Below are 16,159 nucleotides of genomic sequence, written 5' to 3' on the forward strand. Positions count from 1 at the left end.
GTCACAGGCCTGTCGCAGCGAGCGCGGTCTCCAGGGTGACGTCCGCGCCCGAGCGGTAGGCCTCCGCGTAGCCCGCGTCGCCCAGTGCGGCGCGGGCCGCGGTCCGGATGCGGGCGGTGTCCAGCACCGACCGGTCCTCGGAGCCGCGAACGGCGTCGGCCGCGCCCAGCAGCATCGCCGCCCGAGCCGGTTCGCCGAGACGCAGCGCGTAGTCGGCCACACCGACCAGGGTCTGGGCCATGACGGGCGAGTCCCGAGTGTCGGCGGCGATCTCGACTGCGCTCACATGCAGGTCGCGGGCCGCCGCGAGGTCACCCGCCGCGCCCTCGATCAGGGCCTGCCCCGAGTGGGTCATCGCCCTGAACTGCGGTGCCAGCGACGAGGCGTCGATCAGCTCGGCCGCCCGGGCCATCCGGCGGCGAGCCTCGTCCAGGGCGCCCTCCTCGCGGGCGAGGGTCGCATAGCCGTACTCCACCGAAGCCATGACCTCGGACAAGCCGACGTCCTCGGCCGACTCCCGCGCCTGCTCGAGCATCCGGCGCGCCTCGGTGTCGTGGCCGGCGAGCCACAGCTGCTGGGCCAGCTTCATCTCGAGCTGCGGCAGGTCCTCCCGGATGCCGACCTCGCGAACCAGGGTGATCGCCTCGCGCTGCCAGCCGACCGCCTCCTCGAAGTCGCCGCGGGCCGCGGCCATGTCACCGAGCGAGCTGAGCGAGAAGCCGATGCCCCAGCGTTCGCCGGTGGCGCGGAATCCGTCGAGCGCCTCCCGCAGCTCGGCCCGGGCGAGATCCGGGCTCTGCCCGAAGTTGAGCCGTAGCTGCGCCACGAGCATCTTGGAGATCGCGCGCAGCCACGGGTCGGGGTCGTCGAAGAGCGGCTCGACCAGCTCGATCTCCCGTACCTGCCCGCCGGCCTGGAAGATCGCCGACAGCGGCCGCAGCAGCCGCAGGACCGGGTGCGCGGCCCCGGGTCCGGCGCCCTGCCGCTCGGCGGCGCCGAACCACCCGACGACCTCGTCGATCGGGGCGGCGCCCTCGAGCCCGTTCATGGCCGCGTAGGTGTAGGCCAGGGCACGGTCCTCGGGATCCGTCTCGCCGGTCAGCGCGAGCACGTCCCGGGCCAGCGCGCAGCCCTCGGCGCGGTGCCCGCGCAGCCACCAGTACCAGCCCAGCCGGGCGGTCAGCGCGGTCGCCGTGCGGGCGTCGCCGGCGTCGATCGCCGCGCGGACGGCGGCGTGGAGGTTGTCGTGCTCGGCGCCGAGCCGGCGCAGCCAGGTGAGCTGGTCGGACCGCCGTAGCTCGGGCTCGGCAGCGGTCGCCAGTTCCAGCAGGTAGCGGGCGTGCGCCAGGCGCATCCGCTCGGTCTCACCCGCCTCGGCGAGACGGTTCCGGCCGTACTCCCGGATGGTCTCCAGCATCCGGTAGCGGTCGCCCGTCAGGACCAGTAGGGACTTGTCGACCAGGGCACCCAGCAGGTCGACGTCGGCCCCGCAGACCTGCTCGACCGCGGTGACCTCGGCGCCGCCGTGGAAGATCGAGAACCGCCGCCACAGGGCGCGCTCGTTGTCGTCGAGCAGGTCCCAGCTCCAGTCGACCACCGCCCGCAGCGTCTGATGGCGGGGAAGCGCGGTGCGGCTGCCGTTGGTGAGCAGCCGGAACCGGTCGGCGAGACGGTCGGCCAGCACCTCGACGGGCAGCGTCCGCAGCCGGGCCGCGGCCAGCTCGATGGCGAGCGGCATGCCGTCCAGCGCCCGGCAGATCCGGACCACCGGGCCTGTGGTGCGGGCGTCGAGCGTAAAATCCGGCCGCGCGGCCACTGCCCGGTCCAGCAGCAGGCGTACGGCCGGGAAGCTCGCCGCCTGCGTCTCCGTGGGCGGGAGGGCAAGTGGTTCGACCGGCCAGAGCTGCTCACCGGGGATGCCGAGCGGCTCCCGGCTCGTCGCCAGCAACCGCAGCCCGGGGGCGGCGCGCAGCAGCGCGTCGGCGACCGTGGCCGCGGCGTCGATCAGGTGCTCGCAGTTGTCGAGGATCAGCAGCAGGTCCTTGCCGGCCAGCGCCTCGGTCAGTCGGGCGAGCGGGTCGACGGACTCGCTCAGCGGGCTGCGCCCGGGCCGGATCATCGGGATCTGACTGCGCAGCCGCAGCGCGGTCAGGATCGCCTGCGGCACCTCGGCGGGATCACTGACCGGCGCCAGCTCGACCCGCCACACGCCGTCCGGCCGTACGGTGGTCAGCGACTGACCCGCCTCCACCGACAGCCGGGTCTTTCCGCTGCCACCGGGCCCGGTCAGGGTCACGAGCCGGTGCTCGGCGATCAGCTTCCGGACCGTCCGCAGGTCGTCCTCGCGGCCGACAAAACTGCTCACCCCGGCCGGGAGGTTGCCCCGCGCCCGGCGCTGCTGCCCGCGCAACGTCTCCACGTGCAGCGCCGCGAGCTCGGGTGATGGATCGGCGCCCAGCGTGTCGGCCAGCCCGGCCCGCAGGCGCTCGAAAACCGTCAGCGCCCGCCCGGGATGACCGGCCGTGACCAGCGCCCGCATCAGCAGACCGGCCAGGGGCTCGTGCAGCGGATGCTCCGCAACCACGGCCTCCAGCTCGGCGACGAGCTCGGCGCCGCCACCCGCGCGCAGCCGCGCCTCGGCGCTGTCCTGCCACGCGGCCAGGCGCAACTCGTCGAGCCGCACCGCGTCGGCCCGCGCCACGTCCGGAAACTCCGTCGGCCCGCGCCACAGCGCCAGCGCCTCGTCGCAGCGGCCCTCGGAGACCAGCCGGGCAAAACGGTGCGCGTCCACCCGGTCGCGGTCCAGGTCGAGCCGGTAACCGGCCGGGGTCGCGGCGATCGCCAGCCCGGGGGCAGCGCGGCGCAGGCGGGAGATCAGCGCCTGCAGCGCGTTCCCGGCCGCCGCCGGCTGATCATCACCCCAGACCCCGTCGGCCAGCCGCCCGGTCGAGACAGCGCGGCCCGCGTCGAGCGCCAGCAGGACCAGCAGGGTACGCAGACGCGCGCCCGCGACCGGCACCGCCGTACCGGAACCGGACCGTAGCTCGACCGGACCGAGCACCGCGATGTCCACGCGTCCGATTCTCCTCCCTAGTGTGTCGGGATGCCTTCAGCCCGCCGCACACCGTCCCGTCGCACCGGGGAGCCGCGCAAGCCCGTGACTCCTGCCTATTTCAGGACGGCCACGCTCGACCTGCACGAGTTCGAGCCCGAGGCGGCGTACGAGGGACTGGCCTTCACCGGTCTTGATCTTTCCGGGCGGGAGTCGGAGTCGCTGGAGATCGCCCAGTGCCGCTTCCGCAGCGTCGACCTGTCCGGCTCGCTGCTGCCGCACCTGTCCCTGACCGACTGCCAGGTGCAGACCTCGAACTGGGCGAACGTCCGCAGCGACGGCGGTGCGGTCCACCGGGCGATCTTCGAGGAGTCGCGGATGACGGGCTTCACGGTGACCGACGGCAAGCTGAGCGACGTCGCCTTCGACCAGTGCCGGCTGGACCTGTCGGGCTGGCGCTTCACGGCCTTCGACAGCGTGCGCTTCACCGGCTGCAACCTGGCGGGCGCGGACTTCACCAACGCCGACCTCCGGGGTGCCCGCTTCAGCAACTGCGACCTGACCGGGGCCCAGTTCCACCACGCGGACATGGACGGTACGCGGTTCCGCCGCTGCGAACTGGACGGGATCGCGGGGATCACCAGCTGGCGCGGGGTGATCGTGCACGCCGACGACCTCCCGGCGCTGAGTTACACGCTCGCCGCCGGGCTGGGCATCAAGGTCGACCTGGAGTGACTATCTGGCCCGTGGGGGCAGCGCCACGACGATCGAGCCGGCGGCGCGGTCGTGCAGACCGCGGCGGTCGCCGTCCATGATGACCGCCGGGACCAGCAGCGCGAGCAGCACACCACGCACCAGACCCTTGACGACGCCGATCGCGCCGCCATCGACCACCGACACGCAGCGGATGCGGGCCAGGGCCATGCCCAGCGTCTGTCCGAACAGGCCGATGAAGACCACGTTGAAGAGGATCAGCACGACCACGGGCGGCCAGGCCACGACCCGCGGGTCGGCGTAGAAACTCGAGATCATCAGGCAGAGCGCCCAGTCGATCAGCAGGGCCGCGAACCGGCGTCCGAAATGCGCCGGCTTCAGCTGTGTCAGATCGAGGGCAGCCGCCTTCTCGGGCGGAGTCGGGGAGCCGTTCGCGCGTGTCGCCACGAGAAACGAGAGTAACGGCGTACGGCTGGAGTATTGCTGTGGGCGTACCTGTCGGAGCATTTTGGCCCGGCAGCGCCGCGGCCGGCGGTAGGGTCCGGGTGGTCGCGGGCTGATCACAGGCTCCGTAACACGCCGGTAACAATAGGGATACGCCCGGGCAACCGCGGACCCATAGCGTCGCGACCAGCCTTGCCACGCGGCGGCTGACGCCGCCCAGGTTCGAAAAATCTTTGTGCCAGGAGGACGTGTGTTCGCCAATCCCGAGGAACTCCTGCGATACCTCAAAGACGAGGACGTCAAGTTCGTCGACGTACGATTCTGTGACCTTCCCGGCGTGATGCAGCACTTCAACATGCCGGTGGAGTCGTTCGACGACAGTGTGGTCACCGACGGTCTCGCCTTCGACGGATCCTCGATCCGCGGGTTCCAGGCCATCCACGAGTCCGACATGATGCTGCTCCCGGACGTCACGACCGCGTTCGTGGACCCGTTCCGCATCCAGAAGACGCTCGCCCTGAACTTCTTCATCCACGACCCGTTCACGCGTGAGGCCTACTCCCGTGACCCGCGGAACGTCGCGAAGAAGGCCGAGACCTACCTCGCGTCGAGCGGCATCGCCGACACGGCGTACTTCGGCGCCGAGGCCGAGTTCTACATCTTCGACTCGATCCGGCACGAGACGTCCGCCCACCAGGCGTTCTACTACATCGACTCGATCGAGGGCGCCTGGAACACCGGCAAGGAGGAGGAGGGCGGCAACCGCGGTTACAAGACCGCGTACAAGGGCGGCTACTTCCCAGTCTCGCCGCTCGACCACTACTCCGACCTGCGCGACGCCATGGTGCGCCGCCTGATCGACGTCGGCTTCACCGTCGAGCGTTCGCACCACGAGGTCGGCACCGCGGGCCAGGCCGAGATCAACTACAAGTTCTCGACGCTGCTCCACGCCGGCGACCAGATGCAGATGTTCAAGTACATCATCAAGAACACCGCCTGGGAGCACGGCAAGACGGCGACGTTCATGCCGAAGCCGCTCTTCGGTGACAACGGCTCCGGCATGCACACCCACCAGAGCCTCTGGTCGAACGGCGAGCCGCTGTTCTACGACGAGACCGGCTACGCGGGCCTGTCGGACACCGCCCGCTGGTACATCGGCGGCCTCCTGCACCACGCGCCGTCGCTGCTCGCGTTCACCAACCCGACCGTCAACTCGTACCGGCGTCTCGTGCCCGGCTACGAAGCCCCGGTCAACCTGGTCTACTCGCAGCGCAACCGCTCCGCCTGCACCCGCATCCCGGTCACGGGCAGCAACCCCAAGGCGAAGCGCGTCGAGTTCCGCGTCCCGGACCCGTCGTCGAACCCGTACCTGTCGTTCTCGGCCCAGATGATGGCCGGCCTCGACGGCATCAAGAACAAGATCGAGCCCCCGGCCCCGATCGACAAGGACCTCTACGACCTCCCCCCGGAGGAGTGGGGCAACGTCAAGCAGGTCCCCGGCTCCCTCGACGCCGTCCTCGAATCCCTCGAGAACGACCACGAGTTCCTCACCGCCGGCGGCGTCTTCACCGACGACCTGATCTCCACCTGGATCGACTACAAGCGAACCAACGAGATCGACCCGGTCCGCCTCCGCCCCACCCCGCACGAGTTCGAGATGTACTACAACGTCTGACCTGATTTAGTGCCCTGACCAGGACCGATGCTTTCTGATCTTGCGGCGGGCACAGATTGGGCACAACGTACGGAACGGCGGTCATGCCTGGCTCACAGCCGGTGTGGCCGCCGTTTCCGGCTTCCCGAGAGCGCCGTCGACCAGCGCCCGGGTGCGATCCAGCACGTCCGGCCACTCATGCACATACTCGTTGAGCGTGATCGTCGGCGTGGAGTGCCCGAGCGCCAGCTGCACCGTCTTGACGCTTGCACCCGCGTGGATCAGCAGCGTCGCGTAGTAGTGCCGCAGTCCGTGGAACCCCCAACGGCCCGGCAGCCCCACCTGGGTCCGCACCGGCACCCAGGTCCGCGAGAACGTCGAGGCGAACACCGGGCCACCGTCAGCACTGCGGAACACGAGCGCGGCGGGTCGCCGAATCGGCTTCCGCGGGTTCGTGTCGTCGTCCACCTCAATCGGCTTCGGCGCGTTCTCGAGATGACTGCGCAGCGCGTGTGCCACCACCTCGGGCAGCTCGACCACCCGACTGCTGGTCTTCGTCTTCGGCCGGCCAAGGTAGGGCGGACGGCCCTTGTGGGACTTGAGCTGCTGGCGCACCGATAGCTCGGCCCGGTCGAAGTCGATGTCCTCCACCTCAAGGCCGAGTACCTCACCCAACCGCAGACCGCAACCCGCCGCCACGTAAACCGCCGCCGACAGCCGATCCGGCATCAGCCGCGCCAGACTGTGGACCTGCTCCGGGGTCGGAATCACGCGCTTGTCGCGGTCGACGCCCGGCAACTTGACGTCGACGCACGGCGTGCGGGCGATGAGCCGATCGCGCACCGCAGAGGCGAAGATCGCGCTCAGATAGCGGTAGACCACCCGCAGCGTCGTGGGAGCCAGCACCGCTGACCGATCCTTGACCCAGGCCTGCACGTTGCTCGGTCGCACCTTCCCGACCGCGACTCTGCCGATAGTCGGCGCGATGTGCAGCCGGATGGCGTGCTCCACATGAATCGCCGTGCTCTCGATGTGGAGCTGGTCAGCACGCCACCGCTCGGCCAGCTCCGCCACGCTGATGAGTCCGCTGCGCTCATCGATGTACTCACCCCGGCTCAGGTCGGCCCGCACGTTGGCGTCGTACCGGTCGGCGTCTGCCTTGCGCTCGAAGAGGCGTTCCCGCGAGCTGCCGACGTTGTCCACCCACCGGACCCGCCAACGCTTACCGCGGCCGTGCCTCTTGGAAGGTAGACGGAGCCCGTCCGGCCCTCGTTTCGTCAGATACCACAGGTCATCAACGGGCATCGTCGCCACCTACCTGCTCAGTCAGCCAGGCGTGTACCGCGTTGGGGTCGTAGCGGAGATGCCGCCCCACCTTGTAGGCGGGCGGCCCGGTGCGGTGGTGCCGCCACTGGTAGAGAGTGGCGACTGGCACCTGAAGGAAGGCGGCGACGTCGTCGACCGTCCATAGCCGTTCGGCGGCCGTCGCGCTCACGTGCGCTGTCTTCACTGCCATTGCTCCGATTCCATTGGGCCCGATTCATCTCTGGGCTAGGCGTCAAGCTCGCCTTGACGGTTGACGTCCGCTCATGCGGTTGCCGTGTGCAGGTACTGCCGAGCGGCATCTTGGTGCTCTCGGGCCATTGCAGCGGAGGTGTTGGCGAGCATCGCGTCGGCCGGGGTTTGCCACCCGGCGCCAACGAAGGCGAGGAAGTTGATGACCAGCGTCGTGGGCTCCGCGACCGGGTCGGACCGTTCGGGGCCGCCAGTCTGCGCGCGGCGGAACGTGACGCGTTCGTCGTCGAGCATGGCGAAGGTGATGGAGTAGCGGCGGGACTTGGTGAGGAAGTGGCCGCCGAAGCCGAGCATGTGGGCCCACTTGCGCAGCTTCAGATACGGGCTGGCCGGCGGCCCGGCCGGGACCCGGCGGGCCGCATCGGTGGCGGCGACCTGTTCCGCCGCGCAGCTCGGACAGGTCCGGTAGCGGGTGCAGCCACCGCAGTCCGGGTCGGTCCGCAGGGGGCCGAACGGCTCAGCCGAGACTGGCTCGGCTCTCGGTAGCGTCGCGGTCACAGATCCGGTGATTGGGGAGTGGCGTGCGCGATTCGGCCATGGAGTTACGACGCGTGGTCGGCAAGTTCGCACTACTGCTCGCCTTCGTCTACGTTCTGGCTCTTGTCGCCGGGGTGGTGGGCCTCGTTAAGGGCACCGCGCCTGTTCTCGGCTTCGTGATCCTGCTGCTCCCGGCCGCTGCGTTTGCGGTGTCGGTGCGGGATGCGGTCCGGTTGCATCAGACGTCGGACACGGAGCGGATGAAGTCGTTGTGGCCGCGCTCTGCCCTGTACGCGGGCATCGGCTCCGGTCTGTTGATTGTGGCGATCGCGGTCATCGGCAAGATGGGCAACTCATGAGCTTCGAGGTCGACCCCCAGGCCGTCCGCAAGTACGCCGACGAGCTCGCCGCGGTCCGCCGCGCGGCTGACACCGCGAACGCCTACGTGAACAAGCACGGCAGCTTCAGCACCCACGAGAGCGGCCTGATGGGCTACATCTCCGGTGCCCACGCCGACTTCGTAGCGTCGCTGAACACCATGCTCAAGCACCTAATGGACCTGGCCGACTCCTCAGAAGTGGCACTCAAACAGCTTGCCGCCAAGTACGAGCAAACCGACGAGAGCGCCGCCGCGAAGGTCGACTCCACCTACCCGGTGGTGCCTCGCACCTCGTTCAAGCACGACTGACACCAGGCACTGGGGACAACGACATGGACGACCCGACAGCGTTCCTCACGGAGCCCGCCAAGCCGGACGACAGCGTGAGCAACGGCTTCGCCAACCCGCTCGATCTGTTCAACTACGTAAGCCCGTCGGCATGGCTCAACGCCGCCATCGAGAAGCTCACCGGCGTCGACGTCTTCGGCTGGATGACCGACTGGGTCAGCGGCGACTGGGAGTCGCTATGGAAGTACGGCGACGCGATGGCCAACCTCGCCCAGTGCATGCAGCAGATCGGCATCAACATCCAAACCGGGATGCTCCAGCTCGACGCCTCCTGGGACGGCAACGCCAGCGACGCCGCCTACAAATACTTCTCTGACCTCGCCGCCGCAACAAGCGGGCAGCAGGTCGCGATCGCCAAGACGCAAGACAGCTACCACAAGGCTGCGCTCGGGGCCTGGCAGCTGTCGAACCAGCTCGGCAACATCCTGCAGGCACTGGCTGATAAGGCCATCCTCGCCGGGATCGCCGCCGCCGCTGGTACCGCACTGATCGAAACCGGGGTCGGCGCGGTGGCCGGCTACGGCGCGGCCGCGTACATCGTCCTTGACATGCTGCAACTGATCAACGATGCGTCGGTCATCATCAACACCGCAGGCACGGTCATCCTCGGCCTGTTCGGCGGTGTCATGGACGCCGCTTACCAGGGCGGCGACCTCACCGCGGTGCCGCTGCCTGCTACCGCCTACAGCGGCCCGGGGGCCTGACATGAGCGACGATCGCCTGAACCTGCAGCTTGAGCAAATGGCAGGTAGTCCTGCCGTCGCTCGCGCCATCAAGGATGCCCTGAACCGGCTCCGCGGCGGGGCCGCCGGCCCTGACCTGGCCGAGATGGCACGTGACGTCCTCGACGGACACTCGGATCTCCGGACAGTTGGCCAGAGCTCCGCCTACTCCACCCCAATGACCGAAGCGATCGGCAAATTTCAGGACTGGCAGGAGGAACTCACACCCGAAGAACGCGAAGCCTTCATCTCTGATGCCCGCGCCCGTCTCAACGGCCAAGAACTACCTGCTGACGCCACACCGCCGGCCGACGCACGATAGCGAAGCTGAAAAGCCCGACCGACGGCCCGCCGTGAATCTCATGAATTCTTCGAGCCGGCGAAACGTCGCTGAGGAGGATGAATGACCCTGCTCGCTCCTGCTGCCCAGCAGCAGTCGCTCTGGCAGCTACTGCTCATCGCTGGGGCCGGCAGCTTGATCGGTGGCTTGCTCTCGCTGCTTGGTGTCGTACTGACTCAGCGAGGAAACCGCAAGAAGGATGCGGCTGATCGCGTTGCCCGTTGGAAGCGCGAGGACGAGGTCAAAGCGATAGAGGAACGGCGCCGATTGCTGCTTGACATTGCTGAGGCCGTTCAGGAACGCCAATCCTGGATCCGGCAGGTCGATTACGGGTACGAACACGACCCGTCTGGCTTAGATGTTCCTCGTTTTCAAGTTGCGGGCCGGGTGGAACTCTTCGCCACCGTTCCAGTGATGTGGCTATGGGACGATTTCAACGACCGCTTGCTGGCAGTACAGGCCGAAGCCAACGCCGGCAACCATCATGTAGACGTCCATACCGGCCGCAACGAGCTTGATGATCAGACATTGGCACCGAGGGCCAAGGTCGCGGGTGACATCTTGACCCTTCTGCTACGTCGAATGCTACGCACCGATAAGGAAATCGTTGCCGGCGAGGACTTCTTGTCGCGCGTATCGCTACTGGGCAGCTTGTTTGACTATGACGAGCGACACAAAAAGGCGGTTGAGGAGTACCTGAAACAGATGAAGCATCCGGAAACACCCTGGCAAAAGGAGTGGCTAGACTGGTCTAGTTCGGAACGATGAATCCTTGACCAGACAGACACTGTCTCGACGGTGCTTACCAGTCCTTAACCGGATCGAGCAGAGTGGCGGCTTCAGAGTTAGTCACTATCGGTGAGTCGACCCACAATGAAACCAACAACGGCAAACACCAGGCTTACGATAACGTTGGTTGTTAAGCCGTCCCTATTTCGCTCTAGCCAGGTTGGTGCCTCCACTCGTGTCCGGGTATAGATAATTGCACTTGATACGCTGCCTGCGGTCGAGGCCCAAAGAACCCAAGTGAGTATGGACGCGATCGTTGCCGAAAATGCACAGACAAATATGACGTCAGGCAAAGATGTCGTCGCCGCTTTCTGAACCATAAATGCGACAATTCCAAGCACGGCCAAGAAGGTAGGTATCGCAGCGAAAATTGCTCGTCGCAGCCGATAGATGTGCCTTCGGCGCTGGCGAGTTATTCGCTCCACCTCAGCCGCCATACCCAGATCGCGGATACTTTGATCCGGTAGCACCAACTTCGCGACGTTCCGACTGAGCTCTACAGTCTGCCCACCTACGCATTGCAGAAGCAGTGAGTCGACTTTCGTGCGTTCGTAATCGCGCAAGTCGTTGATGTCCTCGGCGATGATGTCACCATCAATCGTGATGGTTTCGATGTCTTGAGCACCAAGCACCCTCGCCAACTCGACTAGATCATCGAGCCACAGGCGCACATGCCCCAGCTGACGGATGTCGTCTCTCGGTTTTCGCCTTAGCGCCACCGCCACAAGATACAGACGGGTCCTGCGGCTTCTCCGTCTGGCAATCTCAGCGTCACCGTGCTTGCCGTCGACCCGCCCATCATGGGAGTGGGCCGCTGGCCCCACCATGTGAAGACGGCCTCGAGGCTCGCTGGGGACCGAGTAAAGGCAGTGACTTCGAGCCGACTTTGTCGAGTCTCAGGACGTCCGCGACAGTTGAGTCTCGGGACGTAGGTGACACATCCGGCTAGTCAATTTTCCGGCGTGTTGCGGTCGTCGCCCGTTCGGCTGACGCAGTTTGCGGCAACACTGGTCATTGTGGCGGGTATGGGAGTCGCAACAGGCGGTGGGCGGGTCGACGTCTTCATCAGTTATGCCGGTCCGGACCGTCCGTGGGCCAGCTGGGCGGCGCAGCAGCTCGAGCGGGCCGGTATGTCGGTGGAGCTGACGCCGTGGGACTGGTCGGCTGGCGACAACTTTGTCCTGCGGATGAACGACGCGCTCGGCCGGGCGAACCGGGTGCTGGCGTTGTACTCGACGGCCTACTTCGCTCGGGACCGGTTCACCACCGACGAGTGGACGGCTGTGCTGGCGGAGCCGCCCGACGAGCACGGGGGGCGGCGGCTGGTGCCGGTCCGGGTCGAGAAGGTGACGCCGCCGCCGATCCTGCGTGTGGTGACGTACCGGGACGTGTTCGGTCTGCCCGAGCAGCGTGCGCGGCAGGTGCTGCTGGAGGCGGTCGCCGGACGGACGCGTCCGTCCGGCGACGTCCGGTTCCCTGGCGGCGATCCGGTCACGGCGTCGGTGGGCGGGGTACGGGTGCCGGGCTCGTTGCCTCCGGTGTGGAATGTGCGCCGCCGGAATCCGGCGTTCACCGGCCGTGGCCGGGAGCTGGCCGGGCTGCGTGAACGGCTCTGCTCGGGTGAGCGGGCGTTGGTACAGGCCCTGCACGGTATTGGCGGGGTCGGCAAAACTGAGCTTGCGGTGGAGTACACGCACCTGTTCGGCAACGAATACGACCTGGTGTGGTGGATCGACGCCGAAGTCCCGGAACTGATCGGCGAGCAGCTGACCGCACTCGCCGCCGCGGCCGGCTGGACCGAGATCGGCGACGCAGCCGTCATCACAGCGGATGTGGTGCTGCGCCGACTGCAACGCGAGTCAGGGTGGCTACTGATCTACGACAACGCGGAAACCGTCAACGCGATCGCCGCGCTGATCCCCGACGGTGGCGGGCACGTGGTGATCACCTCCCGCAGCCAGCAGACCGGGGGTGTGGCGGCCGCCCCCATCAGCGTCGACCTGCTCGACAGGGAGACAGCGTCGCGTCTGGTGCGGGAGCTGGCCCCGGCCCTGCCGGAGGCAGACGCGGGTCGGCTCGCCGCCGCGGTCGGCGACCTTCCCCTGGCGCTGGGGCAAGCGGCCGGCTTGGTCGCCGAGACCGGCATGAGCGTCGATGAATATCTTGACGAGTTGTCCGCCAACCCTGCGGAGTTATTGGGGGAAGGGCCGACCGGCCGGTATCCGCAGTCGCTGGCGGCGGTCGTCACGGCGTCGATGCGGCACCTGTCCGGGCAAGATGAGGCGGCTGGCCAGGTGATGCGCCTGGTTGCCGTTTTGGCGCCGGAACCCGTGCCACTGTCCTGGCTGACCGGCACTGCCGACGGCACCTTGCCGCGACCGCTGGCTACCGTCGCCGCGAGCACGACCGCGCGGCGGCGCATGCTCGGCCGGATCGCGGCCTTTGGGCTGGCCCGTGTCGACACCGACAACCTACAGGTCCACCGGCTCACTCAAGCCGTTATCACCCCCACTACCACCAGCCTCGAAATCGAACACGCCGACCGGTTGCTTGTTGCTGCCGCACCCGGTGACGAAAGTGATCCGGACCAGTGGCCGATGTGGGCAGCGCTGTTGCCACATCTTCTGGCACGAGCCACCGTTACCGCGAGCGCCGCCCTGCGCATGACCGCAGGGCGAGCTCTTTTCTACCTGCTACTGAGGGGCGAGCATCGCACCGCGCAGGCCCTAGCGACCGATTGGCACCAGCGTTGGCAGCAAACCGTCGGGCCGGACGATCGCGCAGTACTGGTCGCAGCCAGCCAGCTCGCCAACAGCCTCAACAGCCTGGGCGAGCACGAGCAGGCCCGCCGCCTGCACGAGGACACGCTGGCCGGGCGGCGGCGGGTCCAGGGCGACGACCACCCCGACACCCTCCACGCAGCCAACAACCTCGCCAACAGCCTCAACAGCCTGGGCGAGCACGAGCAAGCGCGCCGCCTACGCGAGGACATCGCCAAGCGCCGAGAAACTAACGGCTGAGCCCACGTGCCTCGAACGGAGAAGATGTGAGTCATTCGGAGACGGCAACGTTGGCCTACTGGAGCGAACACCGCGATCAATTACGGCAATCCGAGACCCAACGAGCAATGCTGACTAACTACCTGCTGGTCGTCGCCGCCGCGTTGAGCGCCCTGATCGTGCAACAGAAATTCGCGGATTCTACGCTCCGCTGTCTGCCTTGATCACCGTTGTGGGGCTGTACAGGGCCCTCGCCACCGCGAAATACCACGAACGCGCCGAGTACCACCTACAACAGGCCAGGGCCCTCACCCAGATTCTGGTGACCGCGGCGCACTAACCGACAACACCGCCCTCGACCAAGCCCGAGAACGCCACTACCGGCGCTACCCACGACTACACCGACTACGCCTTCACCAGTTGTGGACGGGCCTCCATCTCGGCATCGCTGCCACGGCCTCACACTCATAATCATCACGGTCAGTTAATGAACACCCTAGGACGGCCTGATACCGCAGCTTCGTCACGCCAGCTCCACCAACACTTGGCGGAGTGTCATGCACGTCCTGATACCGATCTGTCACGCAGGTCCCGAGACACGACAATCCAGGGTGGGGACAGCGGTGAGAACTTTCCATACGTCTTCAAGGCGGCCCTGCGGGCCGCACGCGAGCCACTTTCGCCGGCCGCCCGCGCCTTGCCGCTCCGCTCCCGGCGCGGCCCGGCGAACCTTGCCGCGACATAGGCAGGCACATCGAAGCCCCGGCGGCCTCGACTACGAGGATGCCGGGGCTTCGCGGATTGGGAGCATAGCCAACCGTTCATTCGCGCGCCCCCAGGCGCTTCAAGGCCGTAGTTAGGTCTTAGCTGTTTCCTTCACACAGAGTACTCATTACTTCCCTTACAATTGGAAGTCGGGCTTCCAGGAATTCCTCAAGCGTCGCCTTCCCGTAGTCGAGATCACTCGGAGCGGGCATCAGGTTCGACCGAAAAACCGAGTCGGCATGCCCGCCGAGATCAGCCGCAAGCTGCGGCAGGTAAACGTTCGGGTCATCATCGCTGACCTTATTGTTCTCCGAGGCGGCGAGCATACAGAAGTTGAGCAGGTAATTACGCTCGACATCCGGTCGGTTATTGCGTAGATAAGCTTCAGGATAGATGTGGTGAAACTGCTTTTTGTTGTACACCGATAAGGCGTCACTCGTGTCGATCGGAGCACCGTTAGTCAGGTTAACTGGCCCCTGTTTCGCCAGAGCCAACACAAAGGCCGCAGAACGCGAATTATTCTTACGGAAGGTGATTCTGCGCAGTGCAGCGTCACTTGGAATTGACCCGTAAGCGTCTAGGTCGCCTCCACTGACGACGAAATTTTGGATGCCCTCTAGATCCTTCGAGATGAAGTTCTCCGACGCTCCCCTGTATCGTTCGGAAAACGCCGTACGCCAGAACCACTGCCGTACCCTACGAAGCTGCTCGGCCGATAGTGTCGCATTGTTGGCCCAGATGTAAGTCAAGATAACCAGATGAGCTTCGTACGGCAAGAAGTCGATCGAGTAGATCTTAAAATCTGTGACCAGCTGATCCACCGACCGCATCAGCGCCTTTTTCGTACGAGCCACCAGATCTTCCATCTCCTCTCCGGTCTTCTTCCGCAGCCCCATGATTCGCTCTTTGGCCACAGACTTGTTTTCAAGCGCGGAGAGGCACTTCAGTACTGTATTGCGGGGGATATCACCGTAGCTCTTCGACTCTAGGGATAGTGAGATGTCGTCGGCTTTGTCGTTCAGGTCGAACGACTTCGACCAAGTTGCAGCCACCATCAGATCGAATATTGACAACCTAGTGGCCGAGTTATTAATTCGTTCAAAGATCGGGCAGACTTCCTCTACCGTTAAACCTTTGAGGATGACTACAGGAACGCGGTAGTTCGTAAATACATGGACCAGCTCGTCCAATCGAGGCTGAAGGGTGGAAGCATCAGGATGGGATTGAAGCGCCGTTCTGAAGTTAAGCAGTTCAGTAGTCCGATACATCCAGCGAAGCGGAAACTCCACGGGGGAGTAGGAATCATCACCGGGCGTAAGAAATTCCTGGTCCTGCAAATTATAGACGGCGGAGAATCCGCTTTCCTTCGGTTCTGCACCCAAAGCGGCGTAGATGACCGTCATTCGTTGCTGGCCGTCAAGCACATAGTCCGTAGGGCTAAGCTCCTCCGTCTCCGGAAGGCGAAAATCGCCAATGTTGCGCTCAACGGCAAGCTTCTCGGTCGTCTTCCAGAGAAGAAGGCTCCCGATAGGATAGTTACTTCCGATGCTATCCAGCAAGTCTCGCGCCTGATTAGGCTTCCAAACAAAGGGCCTTTGAAACTGCGGCACTTTGATCAGTCCGTCACGGACATCCTTGATCAAATCAGCGAGGATCGGCGTCTTAGTTTCAAGCTTGCTGGCAACGTTGGCACGCATAACTTCCGATCCTAAGGCATGGGTAGCCTCAAGTGCCCGCTTGCCTTTGCCCGCGAAACGGGCGGGTCTTGGGCGGCGGATGCTTACGGCGTACCGCTTGCTGGGCTTCGTCTCCTTGCCGCGAGCCCATAGCCTGTTAGGCGTACTTACGCCTCCGGCGGGTAGGGCCTCCGGCCCTACGACCCGGGAGGGCCTCCGGCGGCC

General features: G+C 65.9%; 15 protein-coding genes. 8 read left to right on the forward strand and 7 right to left on the reverse strand.

Features of this window, described 5'->3' with window-relative positions; translation table 11 throughout:
- Position 1: 1 nt before the first annotated feature.
- On the reverse strand, positions 2–3,073 hold the full coding sequence (locus tag AFR_RS09215; RefSeq protein WP_023359664.1) for an ATP-binding protein: 3,072 nt from the start codon (positions 3,071–3,073) through the stop codon (positions 2–4).
- 30 nt (positions 3,074–3,103) lie between these two features.
- Between AFR_RS09215 and AFR_RS09220 the strand changes: the two genes are divergently transcribed.
- Positions 3,104–3,787, forward strand: coding sequence for a pentapeptide repeat-containing protein (locus AFR_RS09220; protein WP_041840721.1), 684 nt, complete (start codon positions 3,104–3,106; stop codon positions 3,785–3,787).
- Here the strand turns inward: AFR_RS09220 and AFR_RS09225 are convergent, their stop codons facing one another.
- Complete coding sequence (locus tag AFR_RS09225; protein ID WP_023359668.1) at positions 3,788–4,213, reverse strand: RDD family protein; 426 nt, start codon at positions 4,211–4,213, stop codon at positions 3,788–3,790.
- Between the two features lie 247 nt (positions 4,214–4,460).
- Between AFR_RS09225 and glnA the strand changes: the two genes are divergently transcribed.
- The gene (glnA, locus tag AFR_RS09230; RefSeq protein WP_023359670.1) at positions 4,461–5,885 is read left to right on the forward strand and encodes a type I glutamate--ammonia ligase; all 1,425 of its coding nucleotides are present in this window, start codon (positions 4,461–4,463) and stop codon (positions 5,883–5,885) included.
- Between the two features lie 81 nt (positions 5,886–5,966).
- On the opposite strand, the gene AFR_RS09235 is transcribed toward glnA, so the two are convergent.
- The 3 genes from AFR_RS09235 to AFR_RS47255 all read right to left on the reverse strand — a co-directional run bounded on the left by AFR_RS09235 (position 5,967) and on the right by AFR_RS47255 (position 7,937).
- Entirely contained in the window at positions 5,967–7,067 is a 1,101-nt protein-coding gene (locus AFR_RS09235) for a tyrosine-type recombinase/integrase (RefSeq protein ID WP_023359672.1), read from the reverse strand.
- Between the two features lie 91 nt (positions 7,068–7,158).
- Positions 7,159–7,380 (reverse strand): helix-turn-helix transcriptional regulator, encoded by a 222-nt coding sequence (locus AFR_RS09240; RefSeq protein WP_023359674.1) that lies wholly within the window; start codon positions 7,378–7,380, stop codon positions 7,159–7,161.
- 71 nt (positions 7,381–7,451) lie between these two features.
- Positions 7,452–7,937: a replication initiator gene (locus AFR_RS47255; RefSeq protein WP_023359676.1), complete on the reverse strand. Its 486-nt coding sequence runs from the start codon at positions 7,935–7,937 to the stop codon at positions 7,452–7,454.
- A 23-nt stretch (positions 7,938–7,960) separates the two neighbouring features.
- Between AFR_RS47255 and AFR_RS09250 the strand changes: the two genes are divergently transcribed.
- From AFR_RS09250 to AFR_RS09270, 5 genes are all read left to right on the forward strand, one after another.
- Positions 7,961–8,275 (forward strand): hypothetical protein, encoded by a 315-nt coding sequence (locus tag AFR_RS09250; protein WP_023359678.1) that lies wholly within the window; start codon positions 7,961–7,963, stop codon positions 8,273–8,275.
- Positions 8,272–8,604, forward strand: a complete 333-nt coding sequence (locus AFR_RS09255; protein WP_023359680.1) for a type VII secretion target — start codon at positions 8,272–8,274, stop codon at positions 8,602–8,604. Before AFR_RS09250 ends, AFR_RS09255 begins: the two co-directional genes overlap by 4 nt.
- A gap of 23 nt (positions 8,605–8,627) precedes the next feature.
- Positions 8,628–9,347, forward strand: coding sequence for a hypothetical protein (locus AFR_RS09260; protein WP_023359682.1), 720 nt, complete (start codon positions 8,628–8,630; stop codon positions 9,345–9,347).
- Position 9,348: 1 nt separating this feature from the next.
- Positions 9,349–9,687: a hypothetical protein gene (locus AFR_RS45975; protein ID WP_148307914.1), complete on the forward strand. Its 339-nt coding sequence runs from the start codon at positions 9,349–9,351 to the stop codon at positions 9,685–9,687.
- Between the two features lie 81 nt (positions 9,688–9,768).
- A complete protein-coding gene (locus tag AFR_RS09270) occupies positions 9,769–10,473 on the forward strand; it encodes a hypothetical protein (RefSeq protein WP_023359684.1) in 705 nt (234 codons plus the stop codon).
- A 77-nt stretch (positions 10,474–10,550) separates the two neighbouring features.
- Here the strand turns inward: AFR_RS09270 and AFR_RS45980 are convergent, their stop codons facing one another.
- Positions 10,551–11,165: a hypothetical protein gene (locus tag AFR_RS45980; protein WP_148307915.1), complete on the reverse strand. Its 615-nt coding sequence runs from the start codon at positions 11,163–11,165 to the stop codon at positions 10,551–10,553.
- 354 nt (positions 11,166–11,519) lie between these two features.
- Here AFR_RS45980 and fxsT point away from each other — a divergent pair, with 354 nt between their 5' ends.
- Positions 11,520–13,514, forward strand: a complete 1,995-nt coding sequence (gene fxsT, locus AFR_RS09275) for an FxSxx-COOH system tetratricopeptide repeat protein (protein WP_023359686.1) — start codon at positions 11,520–11,522, stop codon at positions 13,512–13,514.
- An 842-nt stretch (positions 13,515–14,356) separates the two neighbouring features.
- On the opposite strand, the gene AFR_RS44965 is transcribed toward fxsT, so the two are convergent.
- Positions 14,357–15,955: a DUF262 domain-containing protein gene (locus AFR_RS44965; protein WP_023359688.1), complete on the reverse strand. Its 1,599-nt coding sequence runs from the start codon at positions 15,953–15,955 to the stop codon at positions 14,357–14,359.
- Positions 15,956–16,159: the final 204 nt, after the last annotated feature.

Source organism: Amorphoplanes friuliensis DSM 7358 (genome assembly GCF_000494755.1).
GTDB classification, from domain to species: domain Bacteria; phylum Actinomycetota; class Actinomycetes; order Mycobacteriales; family Micromonosporaceae; genus Actinoplanes; species Actinoplanes friuliensis.